Here is a 17972-nt window from a genome sequence, read left to right as displayed (position 1 = left end):
GAGGAGTTTTGATTATGATCGTATCTGATCAAACAATGACTACTGAAACACTCCGCCAACTTCAATTATCTGAATTCTACTTACTTACTGAATTTAAAGCATTCTGCAAAAAACATACGCTACATTTTACACTCGACTTTGGTTCCATAATCGGAGCCATACGCCATCAAGGTTTTATTCCCTGGGATGATGATATCGATATTGCGATGCTCCGCTGGGATTATGATGCGTTTCTCGAATATGCTAAATCATGGAATCATCCCAATATTTTCGTTCAAAGTTTTGAAAGCGACCCTGAATTCGTACATGCATTCACACGTATTAGGCTCAATGGATCATTGGCTTTACAAGAGGAATGGAAACACATGGATGTACACCATGGTATTTTTATTGATGTATTCCCTTACGATGTTATTCCATCGCAAAAAGAAGAGCGTGATCGGCACCAAGAAAAAATATACACTTTACAACAAACAAAACTTCATCGTGTTTCCTATTTACGAACGAATAGTTTTTCTGAATTCATGCGAACATTAGTCACCCATCCCCAGAGCCTTCGCTCCATGCAATACCTCAATCGAAAACAAACAGACATCATGACACGTTATAACCAAGGCTATACAGATAGCGATTCTGTTACGCATATGACGCAAGGTTTTCCAAAATATACAGATTACCGAAGGACCATCCAAGAGCATAATAGTGCGACACTATTTCCTTTTGAAGGGAGTTATTTTCCTGTACCTCAAAACTATGAAGCCATGTTACTGAATACGTATGGAGATTACTTAAGCTATCCACCCAAAGCGGAGCAAACACCCCACCATGGTGTTGTTGAACTTATCTTTCGCCAAGATATTCTTGAGGAGATGCAGAGGAATCAAGGGAAACAATCGCAAGATGCTGATGCAACAAATCATAAAAACGAATCCGCAGAGCGTGCTGAGGAATCGGACCGCGATTAACACGAACTACTAAGCACTTTTCGCAACAACTCGCAGGGGTAATGACCTCAAATGCTGACAAGTTCTCGCGCGTATCGACAACCGATTCCAGCGGACAAATTGTATCACCAAGAAGCACTGACGTGAATAAACTTCCCACGCCATGGCTTCTTTTGTGTATGTTCGTAAATCCAAGTTTCACAACCAAGATATCCTCTGTTTCCGATGCCAGAAGCATTCCGTATTTTTCATACCGTTCGATGGTGCGAACTTCAATAAATAACCCTTCAAATAGTTCATGGGGTGCCGCATTTTGCTTTAAGAGTGGTGTGTATGGATAGGGATAATGTTCAATATGTTTCATAGATAAATACCTTCTTTCCATAAGATTACCATAGTCCCACCCTCGTACCTTTTGAATGTCTCAAAACGTGCTCTCAATGACATAAGACCCAATTCACAGCATCACCATTTGATTTCCACCAAAGATTATTGTATTATTGCCTTATATATACAACACACCGGAGGAACTCATGAAACTCATTATTGAGAACTTGAATAAAAGTTTTGACACAAAACATGTACTACGTAATGTCAACGCAACCTTTGAACGCGGGAAAATCTATGCACTCTTAGGCCGAAACGGGAGTGGTAAAACAACTTTTTTTAACTGTGTAAGCCAAGAAATGAGCAGTGATTCAGGTCGTGTTTATTTTGATGAGACCGGACCCGTATCTGATCAAGATTTTGGGTATGTCTATGCCATGCCCATGCTTCCTGAATTTTTAACTGGCTATGAATTTTTAAATTTCTTCGTTGATATCCATAAGGATAAAGGACTTGATCGTAAAGACATCAATACTTATTTTGATCAAATTCAATTCAATCAAGAAGACCGCTATAAACTAATTAAAGACTATTCTCATGGCATGCGAAATAAACTTCAGATGATTTGCATTTTAATCTTGAAACCTACTGTTCTTTTCCTTGACGAACCCCTTACTTCGTTTGATTTAGTTGCCTCATTAGAAATGAAGAATCTCTTGATGGACATCAAAAATGACTGCATTATGATTCTTTCCACTCATATTCTTCAGATCGCGCGTGATATTTGTGACGAAGTTGTTGTCTTACAACATGGAGAAATTCAAGCATTGAGCAATGAACGTCTTCACCACCCCGACTTTGAGGCAGAGATTCTTGAAATCTTAAGAGATGATCATGAGAAGTAAATCCATCGAACAAATCCAAAGCGCGATACGTGTCAATCAAATTCTTTACTTTCTTCGTAAATTGCCATTTATAGGATCTAAAATCTCTGAAAATGCATATTATAATGATGACCTGAAAAACATCTACCGCATTGTATTACGGATTATAGTGGGTATTAAGAAAATACTTGGAAAAGTACTTATGGCTTTGGGGATCATCCTGCTATCTGGGATGCTTTTCAGAACTTTTAACTTTGATATCAACAATGTCCATTTTGTACTTGGTGTTGCAATTACACTCAATCTTTTGGGTACTGAAGATACCTTATTATTTGAAGATAACAAAACAAAGTGGCTGCTCATTTCATTATTTAAATTGGATGCTAAAACTTATTATCATCACCAGTACCGTCAACGAATTCTTGACCGCTTGCTTTATGGCATCATTTTATCGATATTCTTGTTCAGTATTCTATCCCATCAACCACAGTATTACCCTTATTTACTCGTTAGCCTGAGTTTTCCAGTCGTCAATTTTATACTTGCTGAAGCAGTCAATACGATTGTTTTCACGCGATACGAGCGACAATTACGCATTCGTAGTCGCATTCTACTTTCAATCGCCTACGCTTCTTTCGGCGTTTTATTTGCATTTTCGCCGTTTATCCCTGTTTGGATATTACTACCCCTTCTTGCAATAATGTTATCTCTCGCATTGTATGCATATCGCATCACACAAGATTTCAATGATTTTCATGCCGTCAACATGTACATTCGCACTACAATGAATTTAAGCACCGATGCTTCACAGCAAATGTTGGAATTAACAAAACAGGAACTTCGAATTGATGACTTAGCTTCGAAAGATGCATCACTTGCCACCGTTTCAAAGTATTCTGGTTATCGCCTGCTCAATTCATTATTCTTTGCCCGACACCGACGTATATGGTACAAACCCATTCGCAACATTGGAGCCGCAATCATGGCAATTGGGAGCTTGACAACACTCATATTGATCTATTGTCAAAGATTCCAACCCGATTTCTATACTGTTCTCATATCAGGATTGAATGCAATTACGCTTGATTCCCTCGGATTCCTCGTGTTTTTTACTTATGCAATAAATTCATCACAGCGAATCACGCGTGCATTTTATCTGAATTCTGATTACAGCCTGCTTCACTATGCATTTTACCGTCGCAGAGAAACAATTTGGAAGCAGTACCTTGTGCGATTACGAAATCTTGTAGCCATCAACTTTATCCCGGTAGCACTTGCATTAGTGTGGTTCACACTTTGGGGAAGTTTGGGATATCTCGAACTCAATAGTACCGTTATTATAACTGCTTTCGATTTTATAGCTTTATCAATTTTCTTCTCCACCTATCATTTATTCCTCTACTATGTGCTGCAACCATTCAATCGTAATATGGAAATTAAGAGTCTTCCGTATACACTCGCAAACATTGCCGTTGTCATGCTTGCTTACAATCAATCCATCTTACGATCAATTGCAAATATCCACACTATTATTATCATCTTCGCCCTCATGTTTATTGGAGTATCTACACTTATCGTGCGCTTGATAAGCCATAAAACATTCAAATTGCGCGAATAAAAAGGGAATTACTCACTTTGAGTCGTTCCCTTTGTTCGTTCTCCAAATATCTCTTTTTCATAGCGCCGACCGGTTGGGGTATCCGCAAGTCCACCCTCGCCTGTTTCGCGAAATTTAGAAGGCAGTTCTTTCCCAACTTTATACATGGTCGCCACAACCTCATCAGGAGGTATAATGCTTTGAATCCCAGCCAAGGCCATATCTGCCGACACTAAGGCCTGTGATGCACCGAGTGCATTGCGTTTCACACAAGGAACTTCAACAAGACCCGCCACGGGATCACAAATTAAACCCAGCATATTCTTAATGGTCATTGCAAAGGCATGAGAAGCCATGGTTGGTGAGCCCCAAGGATTTCGACAGTTGCTGCGCTCGCCATTGCGGACGCACTGCCAATCTCAGCTTGGCACCCACCTGTTGCACCTGCAATTGATGCATTATTTGCAACAACCAAACCAAACCCTCCAGCGACGAAAAGAAAATTAACTTGTTGTGTTTCTGTAAGATTATAGCGTTCAATTAGTGCAACAAGAACACCTGGTGCAACACCTGCACTTCCCGCTGTGGGTGTTGCGCAAATTAAGCCCATCGCCGCATTCACTTCATTGGTAGCAATGGCATTTTGAACAGCAGTCATCACTGTGGATCCACAAATACTTTCATGTTCCATTAAATATTCTCTAATTTTTGGGGCATCGCCACCTGTTAATCCAGTTTTTGATTTGACACCAGCGACACCGCGTTCAACAGTTCGCTTCATAACTTCCAGTTGTCGAGACATATGATTCCATATCGTTTCACGATCCAAACCACTTTGTTCTATTTCAGCTCGAATAACAGCTTCCGCAATACTTCCTACGGACTCGGATTGTTGCACCAAGTCTTCAATTGATTTAAACATGCTGCACCTACTTTCTTATATAAAGCACTTCGAGGATATTATCGAGTTCTCGAAGCGATTGCAAGGATGTGTGAAGTTCGTCTTGATCCAGTTCAATGACCATATACGCACGCTTTCCCTTTTCTTCACGATCAACTTTCATGGAACCAATATTAATGTGAAGATCACTAAGTACACGGGCAACGTTAGCAATCATACCCGGACAATCAATATGGAAGATGAGAATGGTTGGTGTGCCACCATCAATATCTACAGCGATATCATTAATTGCTACAACCTTTATGTTGCCACCCCCGATTGAAACACCGACAACACTCATCTTACGATCACCCGATCGCATGACAATTTTCGCAGTATTGGGATGGTCAACTTTCTCTGCTAATGGGATAAAGCGAATATCAAACCCAATTTCTTGTGCAATAAGCAAGGACTCGTGCAAGCGGTCATCGTCGGGTTCCATTCCCATCAATCCAGCTGCCAAAGCGACATCCGTCCCATGCCCACGATATGTATCTGCAAAAGACTCATACAAATAGACATTCGCACTTTCCGGTGTTGCTGAAAAGATGTTCCGAGCGATTTTACCAATACGCGCTGCTCCTGCAGTATGGGAACTGCTCGGGCCTGCCATTACCGGCCCAATAATATCAAAAACAGATTTGTAATTTTGCTTAGCCATTATGAATCCTCCATTGTCTCTATTTTAACACGCAATGAAGCGGAACGAAGAAAAAACTCCATAATTATGGAGTTTCCTATTTAATGTCCCATGTAATTGAAATATCTTTACTAATAATGATATCAGAGGCATTCATGCCGACAGCTGTATCCGCCATGGATCGGTACATTACAGGACCGCCACCACCCATAGATCCATACTCAATACTTTGAATACCGTTCAACTTAATTCCAGCCGTCTCAGCAATCAGTTTTGCACGATCGTTGGCATCATTAATCGCGAGAATAAGCGCATCATTATCGTAGCGTGAAGAATCTTTTACAAAATACGAAAGCGAGAAATTAAAATCATCGTTGGAACGTAGCACGTCTAAGAGTTTTGACATCTTATCAAAGTTAATTTTATCCTCGAAAATTAAGCGTTGCGATGAACGGAACACTTTTGGTGTCTCTTTTGTCTCATGCATGATTGAAACATCTATCGATGATGTTTGAATCAAAACGGTATTAAATTCGACTTTCTTGAATGCGGCAACAATTTGCTTGTATTGCGCCGTAAGATTATCATACGACTCACCATATGATGGTGCATCTTGTACCAATTCATAATGGAAACGCATCATATCTGGTTTTGCTTTAACTTGGCCACGGCCTTCAATTCTTAATATTCTTGTCATAGTTCCACCTCGTAATATTATAATACCGCAAAATGCGATGAATTGCATGATTGAAACATGAAACTATGCAAAAATTATTGAATTCGTTTCGGGGTCAAGGGACGCCAACTGAACTTGGCAGTACAAATTTCGTCCCGCATCAATCAATGTTTGATAGCCCGGTTGATAATTCTTTGAGATGCAAATTCCAATTGCTACCAAGTCGGCATTCACTTTGTGGAGTAATGCTTCGACATTTGTTACAACACTTCCCTGAGCGAGAAAGTCATCAATCAAAATTACACGTTTCCCTTCAAGTAAAAATTTACGACTTGTTAGGTAATAGTGGTTATTCTTTGTGAATGAAAATGATGCCTGCTGTACATAGACTTCCGAATCGAGTTCCTTATCATTCTTTTTTATGATTACAAGTGGTTTATCCGCATACAAGCTTGCAAACACAGCCGGTGCAATTCCCGAACTCTCTACGGTTGCGAAAACATCAAAGTCCTCATTTTTGAATTTTTCGGCAAAGTCTTTCCCAATTGCATCCATTAACACTGCATCAACACCTGCGTTGAAAAATGTGCTAACATCCAATATCTCGGTTGTACGTGCGATTCCTTCGCTTTGAATTTTTGTTTTTAATAGATCCATGGTTCTTTCCTCCTAAGTATTATTACAATGTTACCATATATGCAATTGAAATGAGAGCAATAAAATGCATAACCGGTCCCAATTCCTTGCCACGCCCCGCAAAGATCATGCATAGTTCATAACTGACAAAACCCAGTGTTAACCCAAGCGCAACAGATCCACTTAGGGGCATCATGATAATTGTGATAAACGCTGGGATTACTTCCTCGAAACCACCACGCCAATTAATGTTGGTAACATTTTGCATCATGAAGATTCCGATAAGAACCATTGCTGGTGTTGTTACGGCCGATGTTATCAAAGAGAGTGTTGGATAAAAGAATGCTGCAAGCAAGAAGAAACCTGCTGTGACAACACTCATTAAACCCGTACGCGCTCCAGCAAGAATTCCTGAGACAGATTCAATATAAGGTGCCAAGCTGGATGTTCCGAGAATTCCACCAATTCCTACACCTATAGCATCCGCAATGTAGACCTTCTTATTGTTTTCAAATGACTCTGCGGGAACATCATCAATTTGTGATGCAGCTGCTGACAATGTTGTCGAGGCTCCAAAGAAGTCAAGAAATAAAAAGATAAGAACCACCATTATCCCTTGTGGATTGAAAAGGTTGGGAATTTCTTTTATTGCAACAAGAAAGGTATGATCCAACATGGATTGAAATGGAACGGTCGGAATTATCACTGGGCTTCCAGCGGGCAATTGCGGCAAACTAGCGAGAGTTTCAGCGCCCATGACCAATATTCCGGCATCTGCCATAAAGCGCAATCCCAAGCCGCAAACAGCCGCTCCAAGCATTCCGAAGAACACAGCATAGCGGTTTCTGCGAATTAAGAAAAAAGCAGCCGTTACGATTCCAACAATCGCAATAATGACGTTTGGATCTTTAAATCCCCCAAAGGCGATAAACATACTCTCATCAGGAACAATGATTCCTGAATTCTTAAAACTTACGAATGCTATGAATATTCCCAAACCAACATTTCCAGCTTGTTTGATTGTCTGTGGTATGGCTAGCGTTAGTTTCTCTCTAAATCCTGATAGCGATAGGATTAAAAATAAAATTGCAGCAACCAAAACTGATGCAAGGGCTGTTTGCCATGGCATCCCCATACCAATAACAACCGAAAATGCAAAGAAAGCATTCATTGACATGCAAGGCGCAACACCCATTGGAAACTTTGCATAAAACCCCATAATTAACATACCGATTGCTGATGAAAGAATTGTTGCCATAAAGACGGCGTCTTCAGGCATTCCCGCTCTTCCTAATACAATTGGATTTACAAAAATCACATACGACATCGAAAGAAACGCAGTCAGTCCCCCTGTAAACTCACGTTTAATCGTTGAATTTGCAGCCTCAATACCAAAATACTGATTAAGCCAATTTTTCATGTTATCCTCCTTTTGTCCATGAAAACAAAAAACTGCCATCACTGGCAGAAGAATAACAAAAAAAGATGTGTTAACCACATATGCTATCTTGTGCCATAGTTTGCATCTTTACGGGATGCAAGTAGAAACTTCCGGACCGTATTACCAGAAATATATGGAGCTTTTATGTATGAATAGTATCATTGCCAAAGGTTGAAGTCAAACCAACATTGATTAATATTTACATACGGTTAGGCTGCGAAAACGAGTTGCTGAATTGTAATAAGTAAGACTGATGCAATAACAAGCCGTTTAATATTTTTCTCTATCATTAAAATTCCCCCTTTTAGTATTTCGTATTGTACCAATGCATGGATATTTTTGGCGCAAGTGCGTTCTAAAAAGAGCTTTAAATGTAACGAATCGATATTTGCAGGGCATATGAAAGCCCAACACAGTGTGTTGGGCTCAGCTTAGACGATGGTCAATTGGTATCGGCCAATCGGAAGGTGTGATGAGCACGCTCCAAAGGGTTGACTCAGATCCAACTTAATGTGGGGAGAACGATGCAGATCTGAATGTCCGATTATTTTTGAATCTTACTGTATGAAATTGCAAGAAGTGATGCAACACGAGAATTATTGAAGACTAATTGTTTGTTAGCAACAACAGATTTTCCTTCAGATTCACGATGTAAAGCTTCAAGAATAAATGGTGTAACTTTGTTTCCAATAACACCTTGATCAGCAGCTTCCTTAACAATGCGTTGAATCAGTGATGAAATGAAGTCAGTATCCAAAGCATGTTCCGCTGGTATTGGATTGGCAATAATAATTCCAGAATCAATGCCGAGGTTATCTTTCGTTACAATAATCTTTGCAATTTCATCCGTCGATTCACAACGGTAATCAACTTTCTTACCACTATCTTGTGTATAAAAATCAGGGAATGCTGCGGTTTGGTATCCAAGTGTTGTGACACCATTGGTCTCCAAGTACTCAAGGGTACGTGGAATATCTAGAATTGATTTTGCGCCTGAGCATACAACTGCAACGTTAGTACGTGCAAGTTCTTCAAGGTCCGCGGATATATCCATCGTGTTTTCACCATCAAAGTGAACACCACCAATACCACCCGTTGCAAAGACTTTGATTCCTGCCATTTGCGCAAACATCATTGTTGTTGTAACTGTTGTTGCACCATCGATTCCTTTGGCAATAATTGCAGCAACATCGCGACGGCTGCACTTAGGTGTCGTGCGGTTTTCTGCAAAGTGAATGATTTGTTTCTCATTCAAACCAATCACGATTTTACCACCCATAATTCCGATTGTAGCGGGAATGGCACCATTTTCGCGAATAATACGTTCGCACTCACGTGCACACTCTAAGTTTTCTGGATAGTTAAATCCGTGTGAGATGATTGTAGATTCTAAAGCAACAACGGGTAGATTGTTGTCCAATGCATGTTGGACCTCTTCATTGATAATCATATAGTCTTTGTAGTTCATGGTAGTCTCCTTCTTATTTTTCTAGTTTTTCAAGTCGTTGATTGATTTCATGCAACGATAAATTTGGGCTTACAGCGCGCATGCTCTCAAGTGAGAACGATGACATTGCTGAAGCAAACATTGCGGTTTGTTCAATATCAATATTTGAGAGTGTGCAATATGCCACTCCGGCCGTAAATGCATCCCCTGCTCCGGTGACATTCACAAGTTCAGTTGCCAATGTTGGGACTGATCCTTTTTTGACACTATTTTGAAAGAACACACCTTTGGAACCCAGTGTGATGAATACTTGTTCCACACCCTTATCTCTTAAAGTCTGGGATGCCAGTTCAAGAGAGGCTTGGTCAACAATCTTTACACCAGACAGAAACTCTGCCTCATTTCGATTGCATTTGACGGTATGGAACTTCCCTATAAAATCAACAAGCTTTTTGGCTTTACCAATGGAAACGGGATCAATAATAATGCGTTTATCTTTATGATGGTTTACAACATAGCGCATAATTTCCTGTGGCAGCGATGCATCCATGACGATGACCTCACCACGATTGATAGCAGACTCTTTGCGAATGATATGGTCCATCGGCATTTTATCAAGTGCAGTTGTATCTGATAAGGCCAATTTCATTTCCCCATCATTATCCAAAAGAGCCATATAAATTGTAGACACCTCATGTTCTAAGAAATAGGAATGGGTTAAGTCTATTCCCAAATCATCGCAACTGTCTTTGATTACTTTTCCAAATGGATCATCACAGAGCGATGTAATCAGACTGACTTTAATTCCTAATCGTGCCAGATTCTCAGAAATATTACGTGAAACACCACCAGGGTGAATTTCAACTTTTCCAGGATTTGACTCACCTTCAATAAGTGGATTGGTTGACTTCCCATAGAGATCAATCATTGCCGCTCCAATTACAACGACACTTTCATACTCACTAATCACATATCCACGTCCTGCGATATAACCTTTTTTTATAAGATTTGAAATATGGACGGATGCCGATGAGCGTGAGACATTTGCTTTGTGCGCCAATTCGGCTTGGGATATTAATGGGTCATCTGAAAGAATGCGGAAAATACGCTTTTCTGTGTCAGTCATTAACTTCTTTTTCTGTGCCATTTTATTTTCTCCTTCCCGTTCTAGCTTATCTTTACAATGTCACTATAACACCCAAATATCCCCATATCAATGGGTTTTACGACAGTTGTACTAAGCATTTGCTAAGGTAATTATTCACTACATAAGGGGTGTCTTTAACGTGTAAACCTACTCAAATAGCACTAATTACCGTAAGCGGTTTCTTGCCTTGATTCATAATTTCGATATTTTGTTCTTTGAACTTGTCTTTTGTCTTAGCAATTGCTAAGATTCGTTTTTTTATGTAAGATCTTTTTTATATGGAATTGACGTTTGCGCACCCATTTTTGAAACAGTCAATGCTGCAGCTTTTGATGCATATTTCATGGCTTCGTCAATGTCTATGCTTTGAGAGAGTTGACTTGTCAATGCGCCAATGTATGTGTCACCTGCTGCGGTAGTATCCACGGCTTGTGTTTGAATTGCATCGACCACCACAAACTTCGTGGGTGTCGCCAGTAGCGATCCACGTACACCCAGCGTTACAATAAGATTGCATTGATACTCTGTTACAAATGATTCTGCGACTTTTTTTAATTCAAATTCGTCAACGGTATTGAAGTCAATATTCGACCCAATGCTGCTCGCAAACTCGTGTTCATTGGGAACAAAGTATGCAACATCTTTAAGCACTTGTGGATTGAATGAGGATGAATACGGTGCAGGATTCAGCACAACCTTCACCTCATACTCACGGCATACCATGATTGCATATTCGATGACTGCCATGGGTATCTCAAATTGAATCAAACAATAATCTGCATCTTTAATAAGGTGACGATGCGCATCAATATCTTCTTTTGAAATGGCATGGTTTGCGCCAGGATAGACGACAATATTATTGTGGCCTTGTTGGTCAACATTAATAATGGCAAATCCTGTTTGATCTTGTTTTTGAATTATTCCTTGTGTATCGATACCCTCACCTTGAAAATCAGCAATCATTCGTCTTCCAGACCCATCAATTCCAACCGCACCAATCATTGCAACACTTCCCCCTAATCGAGCAGCGGCAACGGCTTGATTTGCCCCTTTACCACCATTGTTAATGGAAACTGCGTCTGCGATTATTGTTTCGCCTTCAGTTGGAAAATGGTGAACGCGCAAACTGGTATCTTCATTAATACTTCCTATGACTACAATCTTGCTCATTGATATCCTACTTTCTATACGTTTCCAGCTTTTCACAAAGCAAGTCTAAAAACGCAGGATGATTTACATTCTTTAATACTTTTACATTACCCGATTCCCGACCCGCTAACCTTTGATCGGCAATGGTCATTCCTCGTGTATACATTCCTTGTGTCTCAATAACAACATGAAGTGTTTCATACTCAAAGATTTCCAAGTTATGAATCGCCATCACTGAGACGACATCGTGAAGACTGGTTCTGAAGTCATTGCTCATCTGACGTCGTGCAGCAACAATCACTTCCGACAAGAAGTATCCGATTTCACTTGTTTGCGCAATGCGTTCTAGGTGAGTTTTATCAATATACGATTTCTCGGTAACATCCAAACCTGCCATAATAATCGGCACACCCGATGTAAAGACGATACTTGCTGCCTCTGGATCAACCAGAATGTTGAATTCCGCTGCAATATTGGTATTGCCACCTTTCAGACCACCCCCCATGATTGATAGGTATTCAATCCGGTTTTTAGTTTCTGGGTACATAAGGAATAATGTGGCCACATTTGTGAGTGGTCCCACAGCCACTAAGACAATCTTCGATTCACTTGTCATAATGACATCACGCATTGCATCTACAGCACGGCGTTCTGAAAGGGGTGCAAATACATCTTCGGTGAACGTATAATTTCCCATACCGTTTTGACCATGAATATAGGTTGCATAAAACGGTTCAGCGACAAGGGGACGATCTGCCCCCTGCGCTATTTCAATATCTCGATTCGCCATTGCAACAATGCGTCGAGCATTGGTCGTGGTTATATCCACGTTGACATTTCCAGATACCGTTGTAATTAGTTTTATATTCAAATTGCGTTCGGCCATGGCGTAGAATAAAGCAAAAGTATCATCAACACCGGGATCACAGTCAATAATTATTGTTTTCTTTTCCATAGTCTACCTCTTCTATATTTTATTTATTGTGTTTCCGCGACGACTTCTTGAGCAATCGTCTTTTTAAGTCTCTTTTTCGAATTGAGTTTGCGATAGGAAGCGAATCCGTATGCAAAGATTGTTGTGATATAAGGAATCATATAAATGAACTCGGCAGGAATAATACCAATTTGAAGATTGTTTCCGAGCGCATCAAAGAGTCCGAATAAAAGTGATGCAAGCAGAGCTCCGATTGGAGTTTGACCTCCAACGTTTGCTGCAGCTAGGGCAATATAACCACGTCCTGCCGTCATATCGCGATTGAACACTCCCATATATCCCATCGACATAAAGGCTCCAGCAAATCCAGCGAGAATCCCACTAATCATGAGGGCAATGTACTGTGTCTTCTCTACCGATACACCAACAGAGGTTGCTGCATCGGGATTCCCACCAACGGCACGAATACGGAGTCCCAGAGGTGTACGGAATAAGAAGTAATGTAAGACAAATACTGCCACAAATGAAATATAAACTAGGATATTGTGGCCGGATAAAATTTTTCCAATAAACGGAATGTCTTCAATAAACGGAATATGAATGAATGGCAGCATCTTACTTGCAAGGCTTGTCGATGTACCACGGTCCCCCGCAAAGATATATAGAAGAAAGATCGTTGCCCCGGATGCCAATAAGTTAATGGCAATTGCGGCAAGTATCTCATCGGTCTTCATCTTAATTTTAAAGAATGCGAGTAGTAATGACACGATAACTCCGACAAGAATTGCACATAAGAGTCCAACAAACGCAGACTGTGTGAACGCAGAACCCAAGACACCAAAGAGTGCTGCAAAGAGCATAATCCCTTCAAGGGCCATATTGGTAATACCACTGCGTTGTGCAATAAGTGCGGCAAGAGATGCAAAGAGAATTGGCGTCATCAGACGTATTACACTGTATGCAAATTCTTGAGTAAAAATAATTCCAAAAATTTGTTCCATATTATTGCTCACCTCCAACTTCTAAAGCACCGGTTTGTTTAACGATTGAGCGGTGGCGCATCTTCGCTAAGAATGCTTGCGCAGCCACAAGTAGAATTATTGTTGCTTGAATGATCGAAACAATTTCTGCGGGAAGACTTGTTGTACGGTTTAGGATATCCGCTCCAACTCGCACATATGCAAGGAAGAATGCAGCAAAAGGTACAAGCGCTGGATTACCACGTGCGAGCGTCGCCATGATAACACCATCGAAACCATAACCAGGAGCCTTTGTCCATTTGAATGTTTTATGTAAGCCTAACATTTCAATTGCACCACCCAATCCAGCGAATGCTGTACCAATTGCTTGAGCCGCGATAACAATGAAGCCTACTTTCATACCACTGTACTTAGCAAATTTCTCATTAGCACCTGTTGCACGGAGTTGGTATCCCCATTTTGTGCGGTACATAACCAACCATGTCACAACCACAAGCACGATCATGATGATAAATCCTGAATGAATTCGTGTGCCGGGAATAATGACAGACAGGTTCATGCCCTCTGGAAGTGGATACGATTGTACCGCAGCTTTTTGCGGGTCACGGAAGTGATAATTAAAAATATAATTAACAAGGAATCCAACTACATAATTAAGCATCAAGGATGTAACGAGTTCATCAGCACCAAATTTACTTCGAATAATCGCCGGAATGTATCCAATAATTGCACCAACAACAATTGATGCAACAAGTGCCAATATGATTGTTGGAAGCGGCGGTAAGTTAGTAGTCAGCGCTACAACAAGGGCAATTAAAGATCCCATGAAGAATGCACTGTCAGCAGCCAAGTTATAGCGTTTTGTTTTAAAAACGATTGTAATCGCTAACCCAGTAAATGTCAGCGGAATCATCAATTCAATAACGTTTGCAAAGCGTTTAACGGATGTGAATGGACCAATAAGCAGACTACTTATTGCAGTCAACGGTTCATCACTGACAAACAAGACGAGAACCAGAACGATTCCCATTGCGATTGCAATCGCAAGTACAGTTCTTAAAATTTCGAAGCGTGTTTGTAATTTTACGGCTTCTGATTTTTCTCTTTTACGTTTTTTAAGCATACATATCCCTCTCAATATCCTTAGGGTCCATTTGTTTCAACCCGAGCATGTAGAGACCGAGTTCCTCTTCTGTAAGTACACTTGCATCCTTAAAGAATCCGGTAATCGAGCCATCATACATGACGACTAATGCATCTGACAACTCCAACACTTCATTAATATCAGCAGAGGACAAAAGCACACCCGCTCCAGTATCTCTGAGTTTAATGATCGTTTCTCGAATGAATGTTGCCGTTCCAATATCAATACCACGAGTTGGTTGGTCTGCTACAAGCACGCTCATCTCGACACTCATTTCCCGTGCAGCGACAACTTTTTGCATATTTCCACCAGACAACATTTTGATAGGTGTTAGTGGGCTGTCTGTTTTAATTTGGAACTCTTGAATCAAGGTGTCTGCCAAATCATCAATTTGTTCAATATCAAGGAAAATTCCTTTATTAAACTCCTTGAGATCGTAGCGATTTGCAATCAAGTTGTCTTTGATACTTTCATCAGCCATCGCTCCATAAGTAAGACGGTCTTCAGGAATATGAACCAATCCCTTGTTGCGTCGATCTTTTGTTGCATTAACATCACTCGACAAGTTTCCGTTAATATAAATCTTCCCACTTGTTGGTAAGTTTAAGCCTGTGATGGCATCAATTAACTCTCTTTGACCGTTGCCTTCAATTGCAGCAATGCCAAGAATTTCACCCTCACGTATTCGCAGACTAATATTGCGAACCGCTTCTTTTCCTTCGTCGTTAATCACAATTATATTCTCTGCATTCAGTGCCGTATCCAACGGTTTCGCTTTTGGTTTATTGATTTTTGTAACAATGTCACGTCCAATCATCATGCGAGATATATCATCCGTTGTAATATCTGCAACCGTATAGCAACCAATGTACTTACCAGAGCGCATAATTGTAATGCGATCACATATTGATTTTATCTCCTTTAATTTGTGTGAAATAAAAATGATTGTATGTCCTGATTTTTTGAGTTCAAGTAACTGAACAAAAAGTTCTTCGGTTTCTTGAGGGGTTAATACGGCAGTTGGTTCATCCATAATCAATATTTTTGCCCCACGTATTAATACTTTCAATATTTCAACTTTCTGTCTTTGACTGACACTCATATCGACAATCTTTGTATTAGGATCGATTCCGAAGTTATATTTATCCGATGCTTCCTTAACTTGGCGACGTGCTTCGTTGACGTCTAAGAATAAGCCTTTTTTTGGCTCCATCCCTAACACAATATTTTCCGTAACCGTCAAGTGTTCTACAAGCATAAAGTGTTGGTGAACCATCCCGATTCCCAATTGAATAGCCGTAAGTGGAGAATCAATATTCACTTTCTCGCCACGCAGATAAATTTCACCACTTTCTGGTTGTTCAGAACCAAAAAGAATTTTCATGAGTGTTGATTTCCCCGCACCATTCTCTCCCATTAAGGCATGAATTTCCCCTTCTTCAGCCGTAAAATCGATGTTTTGGTTCGCAACAACACCATTGGGATATACCTTGGTAATGTTCTTCATTTCAAGTATTGTTTTACTCACAATAACTCACCTCCGATAGTAAAAATATATAAAACTGGCGCAGTTCATTAAGAGAACTGCGCCAGAGACTTCAAGTTTTTTAAGGTCTAACTGAGTTCTTTAGTTCAGTAAATGTTGATGTTTCCATTCCATAGAATGATGTAACTTCTACTTCCCCATCAGCAATCTTCTTGATAAAATCAGCCACGTCTTTTCTGATTTCTTCGCTAACTGCTGCCTCATAGAATTTATTATCTGCAAGTCCAACACCGTTCTCTTTGATTCCAAGAGTTTCAGCTTGGCCGACTTTCAACTCACCTTTTTGATAAAGTTCAAGTGCTCGGAAGAGTGAATCGCCAACATTTTTCAATACCGATGTCATTGTGACATTAGCAAAATCATCTTTTCCTTGCTCTGCAAAGACTGTTGCTTGGTCAAAGTCGACACCAATTGATTGTGTTCCTTTTTCGATAGCAGCTTCAAAGATTCCCATACCTGCACCACCAGCAGCTGCAAAGACTACATCCGCTTTTTGATTGTTCATGGCAAGTGTTAGCTCTTTACCTTTGGCTGAGTCAGTCCAGTTACCGACAAATGAAACAGCTACTTTGATATCTGGATTCGCTAGTTTTGCACCTTCAATGTATCCAACGAGGAAGTCATTAATAACAGGTGCTTCTTGTCCACCTAAGAAACCAATAACGCCTGTTTCAGATTTCTTAGCAGCTAAGTAACCTGCAGCAAATGATGCTTCGTTTGCGCTATATACAATACTGTAGACATTCTTTACATCATCGCCATTTGCATCGTAATCAACAGTTGCATCGAATAAGATAAAGGTTGTATCTGGGTATTCTTTTGCATGTTGCTCGTAGTAGTCTGCAAAGTTTGATGGTGCAATAATGATATCGTATCCTGAGTCAGCTGCATCAATAAGACTTGATTCTTCTTTACTTACGTCAGTACCATACTCAATTATCTTTACGTCCATGCCAAGATCGGCAGCAGCTTTATCTACCCCAACTTTTGCACTATCATTAAATGATAAGTCACCAAGCATTTGAACCAATAATGCTACTTTGACGGGTTTGTCGCCACCACCCTCAGCAGGTTTATCTGTAGAACCACACGCTACAAGTGAAAATGTAATCAATCCAACTAATAATACTTTAAATAATTTTTTCATGTTTTCCTCCATGTTCCAGTATTTCATCTGGGTCTCATTATGAGATTTAGTGTCATTACGATGTAATGACGTAAGATTATTTTGAATTCATTTGCGGTTTCTCTCCGCTCCATCCATTAAGATGTTTACTGCATATTTCTAAGAAACGGGATTACATTTTCAATGATTCGTAAGGCCTCCTTTCAAACAATTCCTCGGTAGCAACTAATTCTAAGAACTTTTCAACGTGTTCTTAAGGCAATAATAACGAATAATGTAAGCGTTGTCAAAGCATGTTTTTGTGTTTGAGTAAGCGTTTACATATGTTATCGTATTTGACTCAGTACATTTTTGGCAAAACTTAAGAGAACTTCCGAAAAATGCCTTTAAATCGGCATTTTTATCCCATAATCT

The 17972-nt window shown here is 40.1% G+C and carries 15 protein-coding genes, 1 pseudogene and 1 riboswitch; of the genes and pseudogenes, 3 read left to right on the top strand and 13 right to left on the bottom strand.

The window, feature by feature from the left end:
- The first annotated feature begins 14 nt into the window (after positions 1-14).
- The 3 genes from G7062_RS04725 (at position 15) to G7062_RS04715 (ending at position 3773) form a co-directional block, all read left to right on the top strand.
- Positions 15-965: a phosphorylcholine transferase LicD gene (locus tag G7062_RS04725; protein WP_166064783.1), complete on the top strand. Its 951-nt coding sequence runs from the start codon at positions 15-17 to the stop codon at positions 963-965.
- 512 nt (positions 966-1477) lie between these two features.
- Positions 1478-2176 (top strand): ABC transporter ATP-binding protein, encoded by a 699-nt coding sequence (locus tag G7062_RS04720; RefSeq protein ID WP_166064782.1) that lies wholly within the window; start codon positions 1478-1480, stop codon positions 2174-2176.
- Complete coding sequence (locus G7062_RS04715; protein WP_166064781.1) at positions 2166-3773, top strand: hypothetical protein; 1608 nt, start codon at positions 2166-2168, stop codon at positions 3771-3773. Before G7062_RS04720 ends, G7062_RS04715 begins: the two co-directional genes overlap by 11 nt.
- 8 nt (positions 3774-3781) lie before the next feature.
- Here the strand turns inward: G7062_RS04715 and sdaAA are convergent.
- The 13 genes and pseudogenes from sdaAA to G7062_RS04650 all read right to left on the bottom strand — a co-directional run bounded on the left by sdaAA (position 3782) and on the right by G7062_RS04650 (position 17579).
- Positions 3782-4674, bottom strand: a pseudogene (sdaAA, locus tag G7062_RS04710) (L-serine ammonia-lyase, iron-sulfur-dependent, subunit alpha).
- Between the two features lie 7 nt (positions 4675-4681).
- On the bottom strand, positions 4682-5353 hold the full coding sequence (sdaAB, locus tag G7062_RS04705; protein WP_166064780.1) for an L-serine ammonia-lyase, iron-sulfur-dependent subunit beta: 672 nt from the start codon (positions 5351-5353) through the stop codon (positions 4682-4684).
- Between the two features lie 76 nt (positions 5354-5429).
- Positions 5430-6029 (bottom strand): SIMPL domain-containing protein, encoded by a 600-nt coding sequence (locus G7062_RS04700; RefSeq protein ID WP_166064779.1) that lies wholly within the window; start codon positions 6027-6029, stop codon positions 5430-5432.
- A 63-nt stretch (positions 6030-6092) separates the two neighbouring features.
- Positions 6093-6665: a phosphoribosyltransferase family protein gene (locus G7062_RS04695; RefSeq protein ID WP_166064778.1), complete on the bottom strand. Its 573-nt coding sequence runs from the start codon at positions 6663-6665 to the stop codon at positions 6093-6095.
- A gap of 22 nt (positions 6666-6687) precedes the next feature.
- A complete protein-coding gene (locus tag G7062_RS04690) occupies positions 6688-8064 on the bottom strand; it encodes an NCS2 family permease (protein WP_166064777.1) in 1377 nt (458 codons plus the stop codon).
- 76 nt (positions 8065-8140) lie between these two features.
- A riboswitch (purine riboswitch) is annotated at positions 8141-8242 on the bottom strand.
- A 387-nt stretch (positions 8243-8629) separates the two neighbouring features.
- On the bottom strand, positions 8630-9553 hold the full coding sequence (locus G7062_RS04685) for a pseudouridine-5'-phosphate glycosidase (protein WP_166064776.1): 924 nt from the start codon (positions 9551-9553) through the stop codon (positions 8630-8632).
- Positions 9554-9566: 13 nt separating this feature from the next.
- Positions 9567-10679: a carbohydrate kinase gene (locus G7062_RS04680; protein ID WP_166064775.1), complete on the bottom strand. Its 1113-nt coding sequence runs from the start codon at positions 10677-10679 to the stop codon at positions 9567-9569.
- Between the two features lie 258 nt (positions 10680-10937).
- Positions 10938-11849, bottom strand: coding sequence for a ribokinase (rbsK, locus tag G7062_RS04675; RefSeq protein ID WP_166064774.1), 912 nt, complete (start codon positions 11847-11849; stop codon positions 10938-10940).
- A gap of 7 nt (positions 11850-11856) precedes the next feature.
- Positions 11857-12783 carry a nucleoside hydrolase gene (locus G7062_RS04670; RefSeq protein ID WP_166064773.1) on the bottom strand — a complete coding sequence of 309 codons (927 nt, stop codon included), beginning with the start codon at positions 12781-12783 and terminating at the stop codon, positions 11857-11859.
- Between the two features lie 23 nt (positions 12784-12806).
- Complete coding sequence (locus G7062_RS04665) at positions 12807-13763, bottom strand: ABC transporter permease (protein ID WP_166064772.1); 957 nt, start codon at positions 13761-13763, stop codon at positions 12807-12809.
- Between the two features lies 1 nt (position 13764).
- Positions 13765-14865 carry an ABC transporter permease gene (locus G7062_RS04660; protein ID WP_166064771.1) on the bottom strand — a complete coding sequence of 367 codons (1101 nt, stop codon included), beginning with the start codon at positions 14863-14865 and terminating at the stop codon, positions 13765-13767.
- Positions 14858-16414, bottom strand: a complete 1557-nt coding sequence (locus tag G7062_RS04655; RefSeq protein WP_166064770.1) for an ABC transporter ATP-binding protein — start codon at positions 16412-16414, stop codon at positions 14858-14860. Before G7062_RS04655 ends, G7062_RS04660 begins: the two co-directional genes overlap by 8 nt.
- 79 nt (positions 16415-16493) lie before the next feature.
- Positions 16494-17579: a BMP family ABC transporter substrate-binding protein gene (locus G7062_RS04650; protein WP_166064769.1), complete on the bottom strand. Its 1086-nt coding sequence runs from the start codon at positions 17577-17579 to the stop codon at positions 16494-16496.
- Positions 17580-17972: the final 393 nt, after the last annotated feature.

It is taken from the genome of Erysipelothrix sp. HDW6C (assembly GCF_011299615.1).
Classification (GTDB): domain Bacteria; phylum Bacillota_I; class Bacilli_A; order Erysipelotrichales; family Erysipelotrichaceae; genus Erysipelothrix.
The sequence above is the reverse complement of the archived record's forward strand: the minus strand, read 5'-3'. Positions and strand labels throughout refer to the sequence as shown.